Annotated in this window: 17 protein-coding genes; 9 read left to right on the top strand and 8 right to left on the bottom strand. The window is 65.3% G+C overall.

Annotated features, from left to right (window positions below; genetic code table 11):
* Window positions 1–380: 380 nt before the first annotated feature.
* Genes AC4D2Q_RS11060 through AC4D2Q_RS11050 form a run of 3 tightly spaced genes read right to left on the bottom strand, consistent with a single transcriptional unit; the run spans window position 381 to window position 3,078 of the window.
* Window positions 381–1,373, bottom strand: a complete 993-nt coding sequence (locus AC4D2Q_RS11060) for a COX15/CtaA family protein (RefSeq protein ID WP_490946509.1) — start codon at window positions 1,371–1,373, stop codon at window positions 381–383.
* A gap of 5 nt (window positions 1,374–1,378) precedes the next feature.
* Window positions 1,379–2,122 carry an ABC transporter permease gene (locus tag AC4D2Q_RS11055; protein WP_490925518.1) on the bottom strand — a complete coding sequence of 248 codons (744 nt, stop codon included), beginning with the start codon at window positions 2,120–2,122 and terminating at the stop codon, window positions 1,379–1,381.
* On the bottom strand, window positions 2,119–3,078 hold the full coding sequence (locus AC4D2Q_RS11050) for an ABC transporter ATP-binding protein (protein ID WP_490946508.1): 960 nt from the start codon (window positions 3,076–3,078) through the stop codon (window positions 2,119–2,121). Before AC4D2Q_RS11050 ends, AC4D2Q_RS11055 begins: the two co-directional genes overlap by 4 nt.
* A gap of 116 nt (window positions 3,079–3,194) precedes the next feature.
* On the opposite strand from AC4D2Q_RS11050, the gene AC4D2Q_RS11045 reads away from it, so the two are divergent.
* From AC4D2Q_RS11045 to AC4D2Q_RS11015, 7 genes are all read left to right on the top strand, one after another.
* Complete coding sequence (locus tag AC4D2Q_RS11045) at window positions 3,195–3,977, top strand: helix-turn-helix transcriptional regulator (protein ID WP_490925516.1); 783 nt, start codon at window positions 3,195–3,197, stop codon at window positions 3,975–3,977.
* Complete coding sequence (gene sufB / locus AC4D2Q_RS11040) at window positions 3,977–5,452, top strand: Fe-S cluster assembly protein SufB (RefSeq protein ID WP_104054204.1); 1,476 nt, start codon at window positions 3,977–3,979, stop codon at window positions 5,450–5,452. The genes AC4D2Q_RS11045 and sufB overlap by 1 nt, the downstream gene beginning before the upstream one ends.
* Entirely contained in the window at window positions 5,452–6,783 is a 1,332-nt protein-coding gene (sufD, locus tag AC4D2Q_RS11035) for a Fe-S cluster assembly protein SufD (RefSeq protein WP_490925515.1), read from the top strand. Before sufB ends, sufD begins: the two co-directional genes overlap by 1 nt.
* 108 nt (window positions 6,784–6,891) lie before the next feature.
* Window positions 6,892–7,689: a Fe-S cluster assembly ATPase SufC gene (sufC, locus tag AC4D2Q_RS11030; protein ID WP_490946507.1), complete on the top strand. Its 798-nt coding sequence runs from the start codon at window positions 6,892–6,894 to the stop codon at window positions 7,687–7,689.
* Between the two features lie 38 nt (window positions 7,690–7,727).
* Window positions 7,728–8,057, top strand: a complete 330-nt coding sequence (locus tag AC4D2Q_RS11025; RefSeq protein WP_400929099.1) for a metal-sulfur cluster assembly factor — start codon at window positions 7,728–7,730, stop codon at window positions 8,055–8,057.
* 117 nt (window positions 8,058–8,174) lie between these two features.
* Window positions 8,175–8,576: a nuclear transport factor 2 family protein gene (locus tag AC4D2Q_RS11020; protein WP_490946506.1), complete on the top strand. Its 402-nt coding sequence runs from the start codon at window positions 8,175–8,177 to the stop codon at window positions 8,574–8,576.
* Window positions 8,573–9,181: an HAD family hydrolase gene (locus AC4D2Q_RS11015; RefSeq protein WP_490946505.1), complete on the top strand. Its 609-nt coding sequence runs from the start codon at window positions 8,573–8,575 to the stop codon at window positions 9,179–9,181. The genes AC4D2Q_RS11020 and AC4D2Q_RS11015 overlap by 4 nt, the downstream gene beginning before the upstream one ends.
* Here AC4D2Q_RS11015 and AC4D2Q_RS11010 read toward each other — a convergent pair whose 3' ends face one another.
* From AC4D2Q_RS11010 to AC4D2Q_RS10990, 5 genes are read right to left on the bottom strand one after another with little or no spacing between them, the layout of a single operon-like run.
* Window positions 9,182–9,580: an ACT domain-containing protein gene (locus AC4D2Q_RS11010; RefSeq protein WP_490946504.1), complete on the bottom strand. Its 399-nt coding sequence runs from the start codon at window positions 9,578–9,580 to the stop codon at window positions 9,182–9,184.
* Between the two features lie 40 nt (window positions 9,581–9,620).
* Entirely contained in the window at window positions 9,621–10,523 is a 903-nt protein-coding gene (gene ypfJ, locus AC4D2Q_RS11005; protein ID WP_490946503.1) for a KPN_02809 family neutral zinc metallopeptidase, read from the bottom strand.
* 7 nt (window positions 10,524–10,530) lie between these two features.
* On the bottom strand, window positions 10,531–11,193 hold the full coding sequence (locus AC4D2Q_RS11000; protein WP_490946502.1) for an energy-coupling factor transporter transmembrane component T family protein: 663 nt from the start codon (window positions 11,191–11,193) through the stop codon (window positions 10,531–10,533).
* A gap of 25 nt (window positions 11,194–11,218) precedes the next feature.
* Entirely contained in the window at window positions 11,219–11,995 is a 777-nt protein-coding gene (locus AC4D2Q_RS10995; protein WP_490946501.1) for an energy-coupling factor ABC transporter ATP-binding protein, read from the bottom strand.
* A complete protein-coding gene (locus tag AC4D2Q_RS10990) occupies window positions 11,995–12,615 on the bottom strand; it encodes a biotin transporter BioY (protein ID WP_490925508.1) in 621 nt (206 codons plus the stop codon). The genes AC4D2Q_RS10995 and AC4D2Q_RS10990 overlap by 1 nt, the downstream gene beginning before the upstream one ends.
* Window positions 12,616–12,845: 230 nt before the next feature.
* Between AC4D2Q_RS10990 and AC4D2Q_RS10985 the strand changes: the two genes are divergently transcribed.
* Both AC4D2Q_RS10985 and AC4D2Q_RS10980 read left to right on the top strand, forming a co-directional pair.
* A complete protein-coding gene (locus tag AC4D2Q_RS10985; RefSeq protein ID WP_490946500.1) occupies window positions 12,846–14,444 on the top strand; it encodes an ABC-F family ATP-binding cassette domain-containing protein in 1,599 nt (532 codons plus the stop codon).
* 770 nt (window positions 14,445–15,214) lie between these two features.
* Window positions 15,215–16,393, top strand: coding sequence for an ATP-binding protein (locus tag AC4D2Q_RS10980; RefSeq protein ID WP_490946499.1), 1,179 nt, complete (start codon window positions 15,215–15,217; stop codon window positions 16,391–16,393).
* Window positions 16,394–16,615: the final 222 nt, after the last annotated feature.

Raw genomic sequence — 16,615 nt, 5'->3', positions numbered from 1 at the left:
TGGCGGGATACTGCCGCTTCCGCACGCCCATACCGGCATGATGTCGACTCTCGAACGGATTTTTGTGCCTGACCTCAACACTCGAATGCGCAGCCGGACCAAGCACCTGGCCGGGGGCACCTGCCCCCGAATCTCTGTCCTAAGATGCGCCCCATGGCTGCCTGTCTGGTCCCGGCCCACCGAGTGACGAACTGATGCCGATTGAGGGCGCCTATTCGGGCACGATGTCGACTCTCGAACGGATTTTTGTGCCTGACCTCAACACTCGAATGCGCAGCCGGACCAAGCACCTTCCCCGTGGGTGCCCCGGACAGCACAATGGGCCGGATTCCAAGGAATCCGGCCCATGACGGGTTGGTCATCGCTTCGGCTCTTGCGCCTCAGCGGCGGCGGGCGGCGCCGGCTCCGACCGGAGCTGCAACCGGGTCCTGGCCCGGAACCTGACGGGCAAGTCCGGTGAAGACCACATGGGCGGCGGCTGCGGTGAGCAGTGAAGCGCCCAGCATGTGCAGGCCCACCAGCACCACCGGAAGGTGCATGAAGTGCTGCGTGTAGCCGATGACGGCCTGAAGCAGCACGACGGCGGTCAGCAGCAGCAGCGCATTCCGCATCCGGGTGTCGACGGCGGAATGCCGGTAGACCAGGTAGAGAGAAACGATCAGGGTGAAGACCAGCAGATACACCGGCACCACGTGCAGGCGGGTCACCAAGTCCGGGTCCAGCCCGTTGCGCGCCGCTCCGTGGTCACCGGCGTGCGGGCCGGAGCCGGTCACGATGACGCCGAGCAGGACGGAGAGTGCGGACAGGACACCGAGCGCACCCAGCAGCGGACGCAGCGTGCGCGGAGCCAGCGGACCGTTGACGGAAGCCAGCTGCTGCGGGGACAGCCAGGCCCGGTTCACCAGCACTGTGGCCAGCACAATGAGGACCATCGACACAATGAAGTGTCCGCCCACAATCCAGGGGTTCAGGCCGGTCCATACGGTGATGCCGCCGAGGACGGCCTGCGCCGGGATGCCGGCGAGCAGGGCAATGGAGAGCCTGAACAGGTCGCGGCGCTCCGCCCGGATCTTCCAGATGCTGAACACCATGGCAAATGCGATGGCGGCCAGGACGAAGGTCAGGGTCCGGTTGCCGAACTCGATGATCCCGTGGATGCCCATCTCCGCCGTCGTGGTCAGCGAATCCGGCGTACACAGGGGCCACTCGGGGCAGCCGAGTCCGGAGGCGGTCAGGCGCACGGCGCCGCCGGTGACGACGATGGCGATGTTGGCCGCCAGCGAGGCGACCGCGAAGGTGCGCACCATCTTGCTCACGGCGGGGGAGGAGTCCGCGGCAGTCGGGGCGGCGGGGCCGGGGGAGGTAGGTGACACGGGATTTAGCTCCATTTGAACCAGCGGACAGCGGCAAGGCCGCCCAGGATTGTCCACGCCAGCAGGATCAGCGTGGCGGGAATGTTGAACGCAGACTCGATCAGTGCCGATCGCATGGCTTCACCCAGGGCGGCCGACGGCAGGATCTCCACGAAGGGCTGCATGGTCCCGGGCAGGTTTCCGGCCGGGATGATGATACCGCCGACGGCTGCCAGCAGGATCCATGCAAGGTTGGTGACGGCCAGGGTTGCCTCGGGCCGGGCTGTTCCGGCTACGAGCAGGCCCAGGGCGGTGAAGGCCGCGGCTCCGATCAGCAGGGACAGCAGTGCCAGCGGAATTCCGGACCAGGACGGCTCCCAGCCCAGGAACGCGGCAACAATACTCACCACAACCACCTGGATGGCCAGGACGGCGACGACGGCGATCCCCTTGCCGGCAATGAGTCCGGCCTTGCCCAGCGGAGTGGTGGACAGGAAGCGCAGGACGCCGTAGCGGCGGTCGAAGCCCGTGGCGATCCCCTGCCCGGTGAAGGCGGTGGACATGGCGCAGAGCGCCAGAATGCCCGGGGTGGCCATATTCACGCGCGAAGTGCCGTAGCCGTCCAGGATGGGCGTTACCGACAGCGCAACCAGTGCCATCAGGGGCAGGAAGACGGCCAGGATGAGCTGCTCTCCGTTGCGGAGCATGGTGACTGCCTCGTAGCGTCCCTGATTCAGGATGCGTGAGGGCAGGGAAGCGGGGGCGCTCATCGGATTTCCCTTCCGGACAGGTCAAGGAAGACGTCTTCGAGGGTTCTCGAGGCCATATGGAGCGAGGAGGGAAGGATGTCCAGCCGTGCCCACCACGCCGAAAGTGCGGCAATGTCAGCGGGTGAGATCGGCCCGCGCAGGGTGTAGTGCCCGGCTGCGGATTCCGTCAGGCCCAGATGGGAGAGCCCGACGGCGGCGAGGTCCAGTCCGGGGACGGCGTCGAAAGTCAGCAGCCGCTGCTCGGCGAGCTCGCCGGTCTGGGCCGTCAGCTCGGCCACCGTGCCCTGCGCCACGGTCTTGCCGGCGTCGATGATGTACACATAGTCCGCGAGCTTTTGCGCGTCGTCCATCAAATGGGTGGTCAGGATGATCCCCAGTCCGTCGGCGCGCAGCTCGGAGATCAGGTCAAAGACTATTTGCCGGGACTGCGGGTCCAGCCCGGCGCTGGGTTCATCCAGGAAAAGGACTTCCGGACGGCCGACAAGGGCGGCCGCCATGGCCAGGCGCTGTTTCTGGCCGCCGGAGAGTCGGCGGATGTTGGTGTTGGCAAAGCTGCCGATGCCGAGCCGGGCCACCAGCTCGTCCACGGGGCGCGGGTCCGCATACATGGAGGCGATGTGGCGCAGCAGAGGAACGGGGCGTGCCGACGGCGGCAGGCCGCCGTCCTGGAGCATGACGCCCACCCGGCTGCGCAGCTCGGCTCCGGCTCCGTAGGGGTTCTGCCCCAGCAGCAGCACTTCGCCGCCGTTGATGGGTTGCAGGCCCTGGGCGCACTCCAGCGTGGTGGTCTTGCCGGCACCATTGGCTCCCAGCAGGGCAGTAACCGCGCCGCGGCGGGCGGAAAAATCCACACCGGCCAGAACTCGGATCATTTTGCCGTCGAGACCGGCTACCGGACCGCAGTCCTTTATCAGGCCCTTAATAGTCAGGCAGGGTTCATCGTTAGGCACCGTCATATTCTACGTTAGGTAGTACAGCAGGATGCACCCGCGCCGGACCCCCTTCGGCAGTGGGAAGCCTGACCTTAGTGGCGTGCGGGAACAGATTACGTCATGCTTGTGTTGTGTATTCCATGAGTAACTCTGAGCCGAAGGCCGTGGCCAAACCGGCAGCAGCCCGCGAAGCGGAGGAACGTACCCGGGACCGCGTCCTGGGCGCGGTGCTTGAGCAGGGGCCGGTCAGCGCGGCAGAACTCGGTGAACAGCTGGGGTTTACTCCCGCAGCCGTCCGCCGGCACCTCGATGCGCTTTCCGCCAAAGGACTGATCGAAGTCAAGCGGGTGAGCAACCCGGCCTCCGGTGCCGGACGACCCGCCCGCCGCTATGTCCTGAGCAAGCAGGGCCAGGCGTATCTGGGCAATGACTATCTGGACATCGCCACCGAGGCACTGCGTCAGCTCGGCCTCGCAGCGGGTCCGGAGGCCATTGAACGCTTCGCCGCGGACCGCTTTGACCGGATGGAAGAGCGCTACCGTCCGGCGGTCGAGGCTGCGGGTCCGGCCGTCCAGGACAAGGCGGAGGCGCTGGCCGCTGAGCTGACCAAGGACGGCTTTGTTGGCTCAACCACCATGATCGGCACGGCTAAGCAGCCCAGCACGCTGCTCAGCGTGCAGCTGTGCCAGGGACACTGCCCCATTCAGGGGCTTGCCAGTGCCTACACGGTCTTCTGCGACAAGGAAACCGAAGTTTTTGCCCGCCTGCTGGACGTGGACGTCCGTCGACTGTCCACGCTTTCGCGGGGAGGGCATGTTTGTACGACCCACATACCCGTGGGGCGCACCAGGAACGAGGCGCACGTTACCGTGCCTGCCGAAACCCATCAGTCCACATCCATTCATCAGCAAGAAAGGCCGTGATGACGGATCAAGCAACCCAGAAGTCAACGGCGCCCGCCGCGGTGCCGGATTCTGTGATCTCAGACATCCTGGAGAAGAACCCTGAACTCGAGGGCATCGGTACCTACGAATACGGATGGGCCGACTCCGACGTAGCGGGCTCCAACGCCCGCCGCGGGCTCAGCGAGGAAGTCGTCCGGGACATCTCGGCGAAAAAGAACGAACCCCAGTGGATGCTGGACCTTCGCCTCAAGGGGCTGAAGTACTTTGACCGCAAGCCCATGCCTACCTGGGGTGCAGACCTCTCCGGCATCGACTTCGACAACATCAAGTACTTTGTGCGCTCCACGGAGAAGCAGGCCAACACCTGGGAAGATCTCCCCGAGGACATCCGCAACACGTATGAGAAGCTCGGCATCCCGGAGGCCGAGCGCGGCCGCCTGGTGTCCGGCGTCGCGGCTCAGTACGAGTCCGAGGTTGTCTACCACCAGCTCCGCGAGGACCTGGAACGGCAGGGGGTCATCTTCCTGGACACTGACACCGCGCTGAAGGAACACCCGGAGATGTTCCAGGAGTACTTCGGCACCGTCATTCCGGTCGGCGACAACAAGTTCGGTTCGCTGAACACTGCCGTGTGGTCCGGCGGCTCCTTCGTGTACGTCCCCAAGGGCGTCCACGTGGAAATCCCGCTGCAGGCCTACTTCCGCATCAACACGGAAAACATGGGCCAGTTCGAGCGCACCCTGATCATTGCGGACGAGGATTCCTACGTCCACTACATCGAGGGCTGCACCGCACCGATCTACACCTCGGACTCGCTGCACTCCGCCGTCGTCGAAATCATCGTGAAGAAGGGCGCCCGCGTCCGCTACACGACCATCCAGAACTGGTCCAACAACGTGTACAACCTGGTGACCAAGCGCGCCATTGCACACGAAGGCGCCACCATGGAATGGATCGACGGCAACATCGGCTCCAAGGTCACCATGAAGTACCCGGCTGTCTACCTGGTCGGCGAGCACGCCAAGGGCGAGACCCTGTCCATCGCCTTCGCCGGCGAAGGCCAGCACCAGGACACCGGATCCAAGATGGTCCACATTGCCCCGAACACCAAGAGCTCCATCATCTCCAAGTCCGTAGCCCGCGGCGGCGGCCGTGCTGCGTACCGCGGCCTGGTCCAGGTCCGCGAAGGCGCCAAGCACTCGGCCAACACCGTGCGCTGCGACGCCCTTCTGGTGGACACCATCTCCCGCTCGGACACGTACCCGTACGTGGACATCCGCGAAGATGACGTCACCATGGGCCACGAAGCCACTGTTTCCCGCGTCAGCGAGGAGCAGCTGTTCTACCTCATGTCCCGCGGCCTTCCCGAGGACGAGGCAATGGCCATGATCGTGCGCGGCTTCATTGAGCCGATTGCGCGTGAACTGCCGATGGAATACGCCCTTGAACTCAACCGCCTCATCGAACTCCAGATGGAAGGAGCCGTCGGTTAATGTCGAAGCTTAACGACGTCGTCGAAAACGTGACCGAAAAGGTCAGTAATGCAGTAGAGGAAGTCAAAGCCCGGATTGGCGCGCCCTCAGGGGACAGCCGGGTCCGGATTGACGGATTCACTGAAGAGGGAGAGAACCTCTCCCCGCTCAACGATTCATCCTCGGTTCTGGGCGGCGACAGCAACAAGTCCCACAGCCACGGTGCAGGGGCAGGAATTCCGGACAGCTCACGCGCCGGCCGCCTGACCTCCTACAACCGCGGCGACTTCGGCAAACTGACCGGACGCGAAGAAGATTGGCGGTTCACCCCGCTCAAGCGCCTGCGCGGCCTGCACACCGCCGAGCTCACCGGCACTTCACCGGAGGTGGCCGTGGTGGCCCCCGACGGCGTCGTGGTGGAGAACGTGGCCCGGACCGATGCCCGCATCGGTTCGGCCGGCATCCCCGAGGACCTGGTTGCAGCAGCCGCCTGGGAAGCCTTCACCGAAGCCACCGTTGTCACCATCCCGGCTGAAACCGTGGTGGACGGCAGCGTCACGCTGACCATGACCGGTGCCGGCAAGGATCCCGCCGCGCAGCACATCGTGATCACCGCGGAGAAGTTTTCCAAGGCCGTAGTGGTCCTGGACCACAAGGGCTCGGCCACGCTGGCCCAGAACGTCGAAATCGTCCTCGAAGACGGTGCCGAACTCACCGTCGTGTCCGTCCAGGACTGGGACGACGACGCCGTGCATGCCACCGCGCAGTACGCCAAGATCGGTCGCGACGCGAAGTTCAAGCACGTGGTTGTCAGCCTCGGCGGAGACCTGGTGCGCATCACGCCGTCGTCCCGCTTCACCGCCACCGGCGGCGACGTCCAGATGTTCGGCCTGTACTACGCAGACGCCGGACAGCACCTGGAACAGCGCCTGTTCGTGGACCACGCCGTGCCCAACTGCAAGTCCCGTGTCATGTACAAGGGCGCCCTGCAGGGCCGCGACGCGCACACCGTCTGGGTTGGTGACGTCCTGATCCGCAAGGAAGCAGAAGGCACTGACACGTACGAGGTCAACCGCAACCTGCTGCTCACCGACGGCGGCCGCGCCGACTCCGTGCCGAACCTGGAAATCGAAACCGGACTGATCGAAGGCGCCGGCCATGCCAGCGCCACCGGCCGGTTCGACGACGAGCACCTGTTCTACCTGATGGCCCGCGGCATCCCCGAGGATGTTGCACGCCGCCTGGTGGTCCGCGGGTTCCTCAACGAGATCATCCAGCAGATCAAGGTTCCGGCACTGGAAGAGCGGCTCACCGAGGCCGTCGAGCGCGAGCTCGCAGCAGTCGAGAGCTAGTACCGGTTCCCCGGAGGCCGGACCGGTTTCCGGGGAACCTGTGCTCCACCCACACTTTTTGAAGCTTAAATACGCACCAGAGCGTGCAAAGGAGAAAGCGTAACTCGTATGTCTACTCTTGAGATCAAGGATCTTCACGTCAGCATTTTGACCGAGCAGGATGTCAAAAAGCAGATCCTGAAGGGCGTCAGCCTGACCATCAACACCGGTGAGACGCACGCCATCATGGGCCCCAACGGTTCCGGCAAGTCCACCCTGGCTTCCACCATCGCCGGGCACCCCCGCTACATCGTGGACAGCGGCTCCATCAGCCTCGACGGCGAAGACGTCCTGTCGATGAGCGTTGACCAGCGCGCCCGCGCCGGCCTGTTCCTGGCCATGCAGTACCCGGTGGAGGTTCCCGGTGTCACCATGACCAACTTCCTGCGCACCGCCAAGACTGCGCTCGACGGCGAAGCCCCCTCCCTGCGCCACTGGACCAAGGACGTCAAGGCGGCCATGAGCCAGCTGCGCATCGACGCCGACTTTGCCTCGCGCAACGTCAACGAGGGCTTCTCCGGCGGCGAGAAGAAGCGCGTGGAGATCCTCCAGCTGGAGCTCTTCCGCCCGAAGTTCGCCATCCTGGACGAGACCGACTCCGGCCTGGACGTTGACGCGCTGAAGGTTGTCTCCGAAGGCGTCAACCGCGAGCACTCCAAGGGCGAAATGGGCACCCTGCTCATCACGCACTACACTCGCATCCTGCGCTACATCAAGCCGGACTTCGTACATGTGTTCGTTGACGGCCGGATCGCCGAGCAGGGCGGCCCCGAGCTGGCCGACCGCCTGGAAGAAGAAGGCTACGACCGCTTCACCGGTGCCAACGCCACGGCAGCCACCGCAACCGCCAACGCCCTGAAGGCCTAGGCACCACCCTGACCGATACAACTGCACAGGAGCAGATGATGAGTGAGCCCAACCTGGCCCAGACGTCCCTCGAGGACGTTGAAGAGGCCTTGAAGGACGTCATCGACCCCGAACTGGGCGTGAACGTGGTTGACCTCGGCCTGCTCTACGGGCTGCGGTACGCCGAAGACGGCGCGCTGCTGATCGACATGACGCTGACCACCGCGGCCTGCCCGCTCACCGATGTCATCGAGGAGCAGGTTGGACAGGCACTGGACGGCATTGTGGACGACTGGCGTCTGAGCTGGGTCTGGATGCCGCCGTGGGGTCCGGAAAAGATCACTGACGACGGCCGCGACCAGATGCGCGCGCTGGGCTTCAATATCTAGAGCAGTACGCATAAACGCAGGCAGGGCCGCTTCCCCGGCAACGGGGGAGCGGCCCTGCCTGCGTGCCGGATGCTTTTCTGTGCCCCGGCAGGCAGGCCCGGTGTTACCGTCTCACCCATGGAAGATCTCCACTTTCACGATGACTACCTGGCCGCCTGGAACAACGCCATGGCCGCCGGAGACAGCGCCCCCATTGAGGCGTTCCTGGCCCCGGACTATCACGGCTGGCTGGGACAGGAATCGGCCGCGGCCGAGCCCTTCGACGGCCCGGCGGCCCGGCAGGGTCTCCGGGAGGCCGTTAGCGGCATGCGCGGAAGCACGGTGCATGCCGGCTCCCGGACGGTGGCCCTGCGGGGGCCGGACGAGGCGGTGGTCTGTTACGAAATGACCTATCAAACCGGCGGAAGCGTCAGCGCGCGTGCCCTGCTGATGGAATCCTGGCGGAGAGAGGGTTCGGGCTGGGTGCTCTGCCGGGACTTCACCGAGGTCAACGTCGGCGAGCCGGCAGCGCAGCAGTGACTGCGCTGTCCCGTTCCGGAATCTGGTATCTGTTCGACTACGGCAAAGTTGTTTCCACAGAGCCGGAGCCGGCCGACTGGGCTGCACTGGAGCGGGAAACCGGGTTGCAGCTGGCACCGGCGTCCAGTCCTTACTGGAGGCACCGGGAGGATTTTGACGCCGGAATCGCCACGCCCGCCGAATACTGGGCCCGGGTGCTGGGGCGGTCCTCCGTGGATGCAGAAAAGGTCGAGGTCTTGGAGGACCTGGACGCCGCCCAGTGGTCGCACCTGAACCCGAAGACTATGCAGATCCTGGAAACACTTGAGCGTGAAGGCGCCCGGCTGGCCCTGCTCTCCAATATGCCGGTCGGGATGTCGGAGCGCTATGTCCGGGACGCTCCCTGGGCCGCGTACTTCGCCAGGATGTTCTTCAGCGGACAGCTGGGCATGATCAAGCCGGACGTCCGCATATTTGAACACGTCCTGAACGAGTTGGCTGCTGCGCCCGGGGATGCCGTTTTCATAGACGACAACCTGCCAAACATTGAGGCGGCCCGGTCCCTGGGTTTGCGTACTGTGCATTTCGGCCCGGAAACGGATCTGGAACGGGAGCTGGCGAAATGACTAGGACGGCTCATCGACCAGCAGCGTGACGCTGTGGCCGGCTGCCCGCAGAGCGGCAGCTGCAGCCGCAGCATCCCGTACCAAAAAGTAGTCGGTGTCCACCGTTGCCACTACGAATACACTGAGGCCGGCGGCTGCCAAGGGCGACGCCACTGAGGCGGCAATCCCGGGGATATCCAGGGAAAACTGCTGGTCAATGCCCAGGCAGTCCCACTCGCCGTCGAACTCGACGTCCGCCGGGGCGGCTTGCCGGGGCACGATGAGGGAGAGCTCGCTTCGCGTTCGGGTGATGGAGGAGAAGCTGACGATGCCCGTGGACCATGACGGCAGCTTCTCCCGCGCATCCAGCTGGACCATGACGTAGCGGTCCGGCAACTGGCGCAAGCGCAGTTCTTTCACAGTTGGCCTCTTTCGTCGCAGAGCCGAACGCTTTCCCGGGTTAGGGGTTGTCCAGGTCCGCAGAGCTGAAGGTGTCGCAGCCGCTGATGCTGCCGCCGTCGTAGCCCTGCATGAACCAGGCCTGCCGCTGGTCGCCGGAACCGTGGGTCCAGCTCTCAGGATTGACCTGGCCGGTGGCCATGGACTGGATCCGGTCATCGCCAATGGCAGACGCTGCGGACAGGGCATCCTTTACATCCGCCGCCGTCAGCTCCGCCATGAAGGGCTCGGTGCTGCCGGGAGCCGGGACGGAAGCGGCATTGCCCGCCCAAAGTCCGGCATAGCAGTCCGCCTGGAGTTCGGTGCGGACCGCAGCCGAATCCGCTCCCCGGGGATCGGAAGCCGAGGCGCCGAGCACACCGGTGAGGTTCTGGATATGGTGGCCGAATTCATGGGCCACCACATATTCCTGGGCGAGCGGGCCGCCGGAGGCACCGTACTGGGCCACCAGCTCGTCAAAGAACGCCGTGTCGTAGTACGTCTGCTCGTCCGCGGGGCAGTAGAAGGGGCCCACCGCGCTGGTGGCCGCTCCGCAGCCGGTGTCGGTGCGTCCGCTGAAGAGCGCAACGCCGGGCTCCGTGTAGGTCAGGCCCTCTGCGGCCAGCGCCGGCTCCCAGAAGCTGTCCAGACTCTCGGCGGTGCCGACGATCCGGCAGTCCAGGCGCTCATTCGCATCAGCCCCGTCCAGGCACCCGGAGATGCTTTCCGAGTAGCCAGAGCCGGTCCCCGCGGGGTTCCCGCCGTCGCTCAGGCCCAGGCCGTCCACCACATCCGATCCGAAGATCAGCGACAGGATGAGGATCAGTCCGCCGCCGAGTCCGCCGCCCACGGCAATACCTTTGCCCTTGCCCCGCCGGTCACTGACGCGGGAGGAATCCAGGCGTGCATTTTCGTTAAAACTCATGCCCCAATTATCCCCGACGGTCAGTGTGCTTCTGTTCGGGCGGTTCCGCGCCGCCCGAGGCCTCCCCGATGCCGCGGGCCGCCAGGGCTTCGCCGGTTTGCTGTGCGTAGGCAACTGCCCGGATCACCACGGGAACGGTGAGTGCCCGGGGGTTCCGTTCCAGGCCGCGCGCCATGGCAGAGTGCCGCACATCCTGCGCCGAGCCGAGCAGGAACGGGATACTGCGCATCATCAGGGCCAGGGTCAACCCAAACCGTTCCGGATCCGCCCCAAGGAACCGGAACGGCACCGCCAGGGACACCAGCCCGTCCAACAGCTCCTGCACAGGCGTGGTGAGCGTCAAAAGCCGGGCAGCAGCAACGCAGACCACAATATTGCCGATCACGAGCACCGCGGCGGCCGGCCCGTTGGACCAGACCTGGAAAGCCCCCAGCAGCAGCAGGACGGGCCACATCAGCTTCAGAGGGCGCCAGGATTCGGAGAGCAGGCGCGCCGCGGCGTACGCAAGCACCACCAGGATCAGGCATCCGCCGAGGACGGGCAGGGAGCGCAGGGCCAGGACGGCCAGGGACAGCACGACGACGGCGGCAGCCTTCAGCCCCAGCGGCGCCCGGTGGACGGGGGAGCGCCCCGGCCGATAGGCGCCGAGCAGGTGCGCAGACCCCCTCATCGCCGCCTCCTCACGAGCCGGTTCCTCACGGGCGGTTCCCGTGGGACCGCTGCACCCGACCGCCGTCGAACCCCAGCGCCAGTGTGCGGTAAGCGCTCAGCGCGGCCTCGGGGGCGCCGTCGAACACGATGCGGCCGCCGTCCACCACGAGGATGCGCGAGGCGTCGGCGGCGAAGTCCAGGTCATGGGTGGTGTAAATGATCTGCTGCGGCAATTCGGCGAAGGTCCGCCGGAGCACCGTCGTGTTGCGCAGGTCCAGCAGGGTGCTTGGTTCATCGGCCACGAGGACATCGGGTTCAACGGCCAGCACCGAGGCCAGGGCCATCAGCTGCCGCTCACCGCCGGACAGGTCGTAGATGCTGCGGTCGGCAAGATGGAGCAGGCCCAGGGTGTCCAACCGGGCCTCGGCAGCTGCCCGGCGTTCGGGCCGGCTGCGGATGGTCGAGCGCAGCGAGAGTTCGACGTCGTCGCGCCCCGTGGGCATGACCAGCTGGGAGAGGGGGTCGGTGAAGACGAAACCCACCCGGCGCCGGACGCGGCTGCCGTGGCGCACGGTATCCAGGCCGTCAACGGTTACCGTCCCGGTATCCGGTGCCAACAGACCGTTGAGCAGCTTCAGCAGCGTTGATTTGCCGGATCCGTTGGCCCCCACCACGGCGATCCGCGGCTCCTCCAAGGTCAGGGTCACGGGGTACAGGATCGGTTCCGGGGTGCTGCCGCGGGAGGAGGCTCCGTGGCCGGGCGGGGGAGCCGCCTCGGGGGAGCGCAGCACGGAAACGTCCTGCAGGCGGATGTGCACCATTACCGGCCTGTGCCTGCGAGGCGGGGGAAAGCCGTGAAGACGCTCACGCCCACGGCTGATGCGAGCAGGTTTTTCAGGACGTCTCCGGGCCAAAAGGCGATGTCGGCCGTCAAGGCTGCGGAGAAGTCGAGCTTGGCATTGAGCATCAGCCCGGCGATGCCCATCGGGTGCACAAAGATGAAGCTTGCCGCCATGGCGGAGGCGAACAGGAGGGCAAAGCGTGCCCGGCGGCTGCGCCGAAGAGCCAGCCGGGACAGCAGGCCTACAGCAAAGGCTGCGGGAACAAAGGCGAGAAGATACCCGGCCGACGGAGCGGCCAGCACGCCGAGGCCACCGGTGAAGCCGCTGAAGACAGGCAGCCCCGCCAATCCGGCCGCGAGGAAGAGCGCAACGGCTGCTGCTCCGCGGGTTGGTCCCAGGATGATGCCGGCCAGCATGACCGCCAGGGTCTGGAGCGTTATGGGGACCCCTGATCCCAGCGGCACCCCAGGGAGCAGTGAGAAGGAAGCCACCAGCGCCGCAAACACGGCAATCAGGGAAAGATCCGCAGCCGTCCAGCGGCCGCGCACGGGGTTCCGTCGGCCGGCAGGCGCCGCAGCGGAAGCGGGCGAAGTGTTCATCGGGTCTCATTTCGTAGGACTTCCACAAGGAGATGAGGTTCCGCCGCTACACGCCGGGAAGCAATGCCCTCATTGCGGCGCGGGATTCGGCAGCCATCCCTGTTGACACTAGCGGCGCTGGCCCCTAATTCCTTTGGAGGTTTTCTACAAATCCTCGATCAACGGTAGACTTGAAAGGCTGCCATTGCAGTTCAAGCACTATCCCCTAACCCCCTCGAAAGGTCCACTGAGTGATTTCCGTATCTAATCTCGAGCTCCGTGCCGGCGCACGATTGCTCATGGAAGCGGTTTCATTCCGTGTTGACAAAGGCGACAAAATTGGGCTGGTAGGCCGCAACGGAGCGGGCAAAACCACCCTGACCAAGGTTCTGGCAGGGGAGGCCCTGCCTGCCGCCGGACACGTGAAGCGCGTCGGTGAGATCGGTTACCTGCCGCAGGATCCCCGGACACCGGACATGGAGCAGCTGGGACGGGACCGGATCCTCTCCGCACGCGGCCTGGACAAGGTTTCTGCGCAGCTGAAGAAGTGCCAGGACGAGATGGCCAGCGAGGACCCGAAGATCTCGCAGAAGGCCATGAACCGCTACGACCGCCTGGAGGCAGAGTTCCTGGCCGCCGGCGGTTACGCAGCAGAATCCGAAGCCGCAACCATCACCGCGAACCTGGCTCTGCCGGACCGCCTGCTGAACCAGCCACTGAGCACCCTTTCCGGTGGTCAGCGCCGCCGCGTGGAGCTGGCCCGGATCCTGTATTCGGATGCCGAAACCATGCTTCTCGATGAGCCCACCAACCACCTTGACGCCGACTCGATCGCCTGGCTGCGCGAATTCCTGAAGAACCACACCGGCGGCCTGATCGTGATCAGTCACGATACCGAGCTGCTCGAAGCCACCGTCAACAAGGTCTTCTCCCTGGATGCCAACCGGGCCACCATCGACATCTACAACATGGACTGGAAGCGCTACAAGATCCAGCGCGAGACCGATGAGCGGGCCCGCAAGCGCGAGCGTGCCAACACGGAGAAGAAGGCCGGCGTACTGCTGGCCCAGGCCAACAAGATGAAGGCCCGCGCTTCGGGTGCCTCCGCGGCGCAGAGCATGCTCAAGCGCGTGGACCGCCTCCTTGGCGGCCTTGACGCAGTCCGCGCCACCGACCGCGTTGCCGCCCTGCGTTTCCCGACGCCGGCCCCCTGCGGCAAGACTCCCATGATGGCCGAGGGCCTCAGCAAGAGCTACGGCTCGCTGGAAATCTTCACCGACGTGGACCTTGCCATCGACCGCGGTTCCAAGGTGGTCATCCTGGGCCTGAACGGTGCCGGAAAGACCACCCTGCTGCGGATGCTGGCCGGCGTGGACACCCCGGACACCGGCAAGATCATTCCCGGACACGGACTGAAGGTGGGTTACTACGCCCAGGAGCACGAAACCCTGGACACGGACCGCACCGTTCTCGAAAACATGCGTTCCTCCGCTCCTGACATGGATGATGCCGAAGTTCGCAGCGTCCTGGGCTCCTTCATGTTCAGCGGTGACGACGTCGAGAAGAAAGCCGGAGTTCTCTCCGGTGGTGAGAAGACCCGCCTGGCCCTGGCCACCATCGTGGCGTCCTCCGCCAATGTGCTGCTCCTCGACGAGCCCACCAACAACCTGGACCCCGCTTCCCGTGCGGAGATCCTGGGCGCCCTGAGCAGCTACGAGGGCGCAGTGGTGATGGTCAGCCACGATGAAGGTGCCGTAGCGGCGTTGAATCCGGAGCGCGTTGTCCTGCTGCCCGACGGCGACGAAGACCACTGGAACGAGGGTTACCTGGATCTGGTCACCCTGGCCTAGAGCCACCCGGTGTCCGCGACTGCAGCGGAAGCGGATGCTGTACAGATGATGTGATCTGGAGAAGGCCCCCATGCGCCCGGCGCATGGGGGCCTTTGCTTTGTGCCTGCCCTAGAGCTTGTGGCAGCTGGGAGTCTGTGATGGAGGAGGGCTGGGGCCGGGCACCGGCCGTACCGAGTACCGACGGGGGAGCAGTATCCGAAGGCTGCGTCCGGGGAAGCGCTGCATCGCTCCGACCGTTGGTACATACTCCGGTGCCAGGAGACGTCACTGAAGCAGGCCCGGTCCCCCTTTCATCTATCCATGTTTATACGCTTATATCCAGTTTTCCAGATATGTGCCCGGTACATTATTCGGCTCTGCAGCCATATACCTACCCGCACGGTTCGCTGTGAACAAAAACAGCTTTATGCGGGGGAGTGCCCGCTCAAGTGCCAGGGCGGGCCACCTCGAGAGCGGGGGAGTGCCGTTGGTGGGTGAGTCGGTGGGGATCCGCGGGGGAGGACGGGGGAGGGCAAGAGAAGGCGGCTGTGCCTCCGCATGGTGCCCTGTCGATGGCTGCGGAAGTCTAGGCTCTCCGCGGCTCGCCCCTGACGGCGCCGGTTCGGCGGCGATCATCGCCGCAGCGGCCAGCCGCGGTGTCCGGCCTCCGCAGTCCACTGCCGGACCTGAACCGGAAACGCCGGACGAGCCTATCGGCAAGAACGGCCAACCAAACATTCTGTATAAGTTTTTATATATAAATATAAAATATTCTGGATATACCGCTACGATGGGTGGCATGCACAGTGCCACGAATCCCTACTCACCAGGTGCCGGACGCAGCCCTTTCGGGCTGGCCGGCAGAACAGCCCTGACAAATGATTTTGACCTTTTGATTTCGCGGGCCGCCGCCGGACGCACGGACCGGGGGATAGTGCTGCACGGGTTGCACGGAGTAGGAAAGACCGTGCTGCTCAATGACTTCCGGCGACGCGCGGAGAACGCCGGCTTCCTGGTGGTCTCCTTGGAGGGCAGGGATGCTGACGGCGGGCCCAAGGCTGTGCGGGCCAAGCTGGCCCGCGGGTTGCTGCAGGCCGGCCGCAAGGCCAACTCCCGCGGAAACACTCCGGCCCTTGCCGCGGCCCTGGGAACCATCGCCTCGTTTGCGGCAGGTCTGCAGGTCAGCGGGATTGATGTGGGGGTGGGGGAGCGGCATGGCCGCGGAGACTCCGGTGCCTTCGCCGTGGACCTTGAAGAGACGGTGGAGGACACCGCCGTCGCGCTGGCCGAACGTGGTTCGGCGCTGATCCTGGTGGTGGATGAACTCCAGAATCTGGATGCGGGGCTGCTCGCTGCGCTGCTGGGCGCCCAGCACCAGGCCGGGCAGCGGGACTGGCCTTTCTATCTGGTGGCGGCGGGACTGCCGAACCTCCCGGCCGTCCTGACTGCATCCCAGCGGTATGCCGAAGGACTGTTCACCTACCGGAGCGTGGGTGCACTGGACCGCGAGGATTCTGCCTCTGCCCTGGTTGCCCCTGCCCTGGAGCAGGGCGTCTCCTACGACCCTGAGGCGCTGGACCTGCTGCTGAACGCGGCCGGCGGTTATCCGTACTTCCTGCAGGAGTACGGCTCTGCTGCCTGGGAGTCGGCCCCGGAGAAGCGGATCACGGCCGATGACGCCCGGATCGCCGTCGAAATTGGGCGGGCGCAGCTGGACCAGGGATTCTTTCCACTGAGATGGCGCCGGGCCACCAAGGCGGAGCGGGAGTTCCTGCGGCTCATGGCGATCGACGGCTCCGGGGGATCGAGCACAGCCACGCTGGCTGCCCGGGCCGGCAAGAAGATGACGTCCATGACCATGACCCGCGGTTCCCTGATCCGCAAGGGCATCATCTATGCCCCGGAACTGGGACAGGTGTCCTTCACCGTGCCCGGGATGGCGGACTACGTGCGCAGGGTCACTGCCTAGGCATGTTGCCGGGGCCGGGGTGACTCAGGCACGTGCTTCCGGTACCTTGTGGGCATGGTTTCATCAGCGGGCTGCCGGAAACCATTCATTTTTCACCCCGGATTCGTTCCATCTTTGGCCGTCCCCGCATCCTCTTTTGATGGGCGGCCCACTGTCTCGGTAGGCTGGACCGCTTGGAGCGAACAGGACTGCCCGACGGCGGCCCCGGCTGCTCCCTTCCCG

The organism is Arthrobacter sp. TJ-178 (genome assembly GCF_058269275.1).
The sequence above is the reverse complement of the archived record's forward strand: the minus strand, read 5'-3'. Positions and strand labels throughout refer to the sequence as shown.

Coding starts and splice junctions, on each gene's coding strand:
- AC4D2Q_RS11055 (WP_490925518.1), bottom strand. CDS start 2,122: ATGAGCGCCCCCGCTTCCCTGCCCTCACGCATCCTGAATCAGGGACGC.
- AC4D2Q_RS11050 (WP_490946508.1), bottom strand. CDS start 3,078: ATGACGGTGCCTAACGATGAACCCTGCCTGACTATTAAGGGCCTGATA.
- AC4D2Q_RS11045 (WP_490925516.1), top strand. CDS start 3,195: ATGAGTAACTCTGAGCCGAAGGCCGTGGCCAAACCGGCAGCAGCCCGC.
- sufB (WP_104054204.1), top strand. CDS start 3,977: ATGACGGATCAAGCAACCCAGAAGTCAACGGCGCCCGCCGCGGTGCCG.
- sufD (WP_490925515.1), top strand. CDS start 5,452: ATGTCGAAGCTTAACGACGTCGTCGAAAACGTGACCGAAAAGGTCAGT.
- sufC (WP_490946507.1), top strand. CDS start 6,892: ATGTCTACTCTTGAGATCAAGGATCTTCACGTCAGCATTTTGACCGAG.
- AC4D2Q_RS11025 (WP_400929099.1), top strand. CDS start 7,728: ATGAGTGAGCCCAACCTGGCCCAGACGTCCCTCGAGGACGTTGAAGAG.
- AC4D2Q_RS11020 (WP_490946506.1), top strand. CDS start 8,175: ATGGAAGATCTCCACTTTCACGATGACTACCTGGCCGCCTGGAACAAC.
- ypfJ (WP_490946503.1), bottom strand. CDS start 10,523: ATGAGTTTTAACGAAAATGCACGCCTGGATTCCTCCCGCGTCAGTGAC.
- AC4D2Q_RS11000 (WP_490946502.1), bottom strand. CDS start 11,193: ATGAGGGGGTCTGCGCACCTGCTCGGCGCCTATCGGCCGGGGCGCTCC.
- AC4D2Q_RS10995 (WP_490946501.1), bottom strand. CDS start 11,995: ATGGTGCACATCCGCCTGCAGGACGTTTCCGTGCTGCGCTCCCCCGAG.
- AC4D2Q_RS10990 (WP_490925508.1), bottom strand. CDS start 12,615: ATGAACACTTCGCCCGCTTCCGCTGCGGCGCCTGCCGGCCGACGGAAC.
- AC4D2Q_RS10980 (WP_490946499.1), top strand. CDS start 15,215: ATGGGTGGCATGCACAGTGCCACGAATCCCTACTCACCAGGTGCCGGA.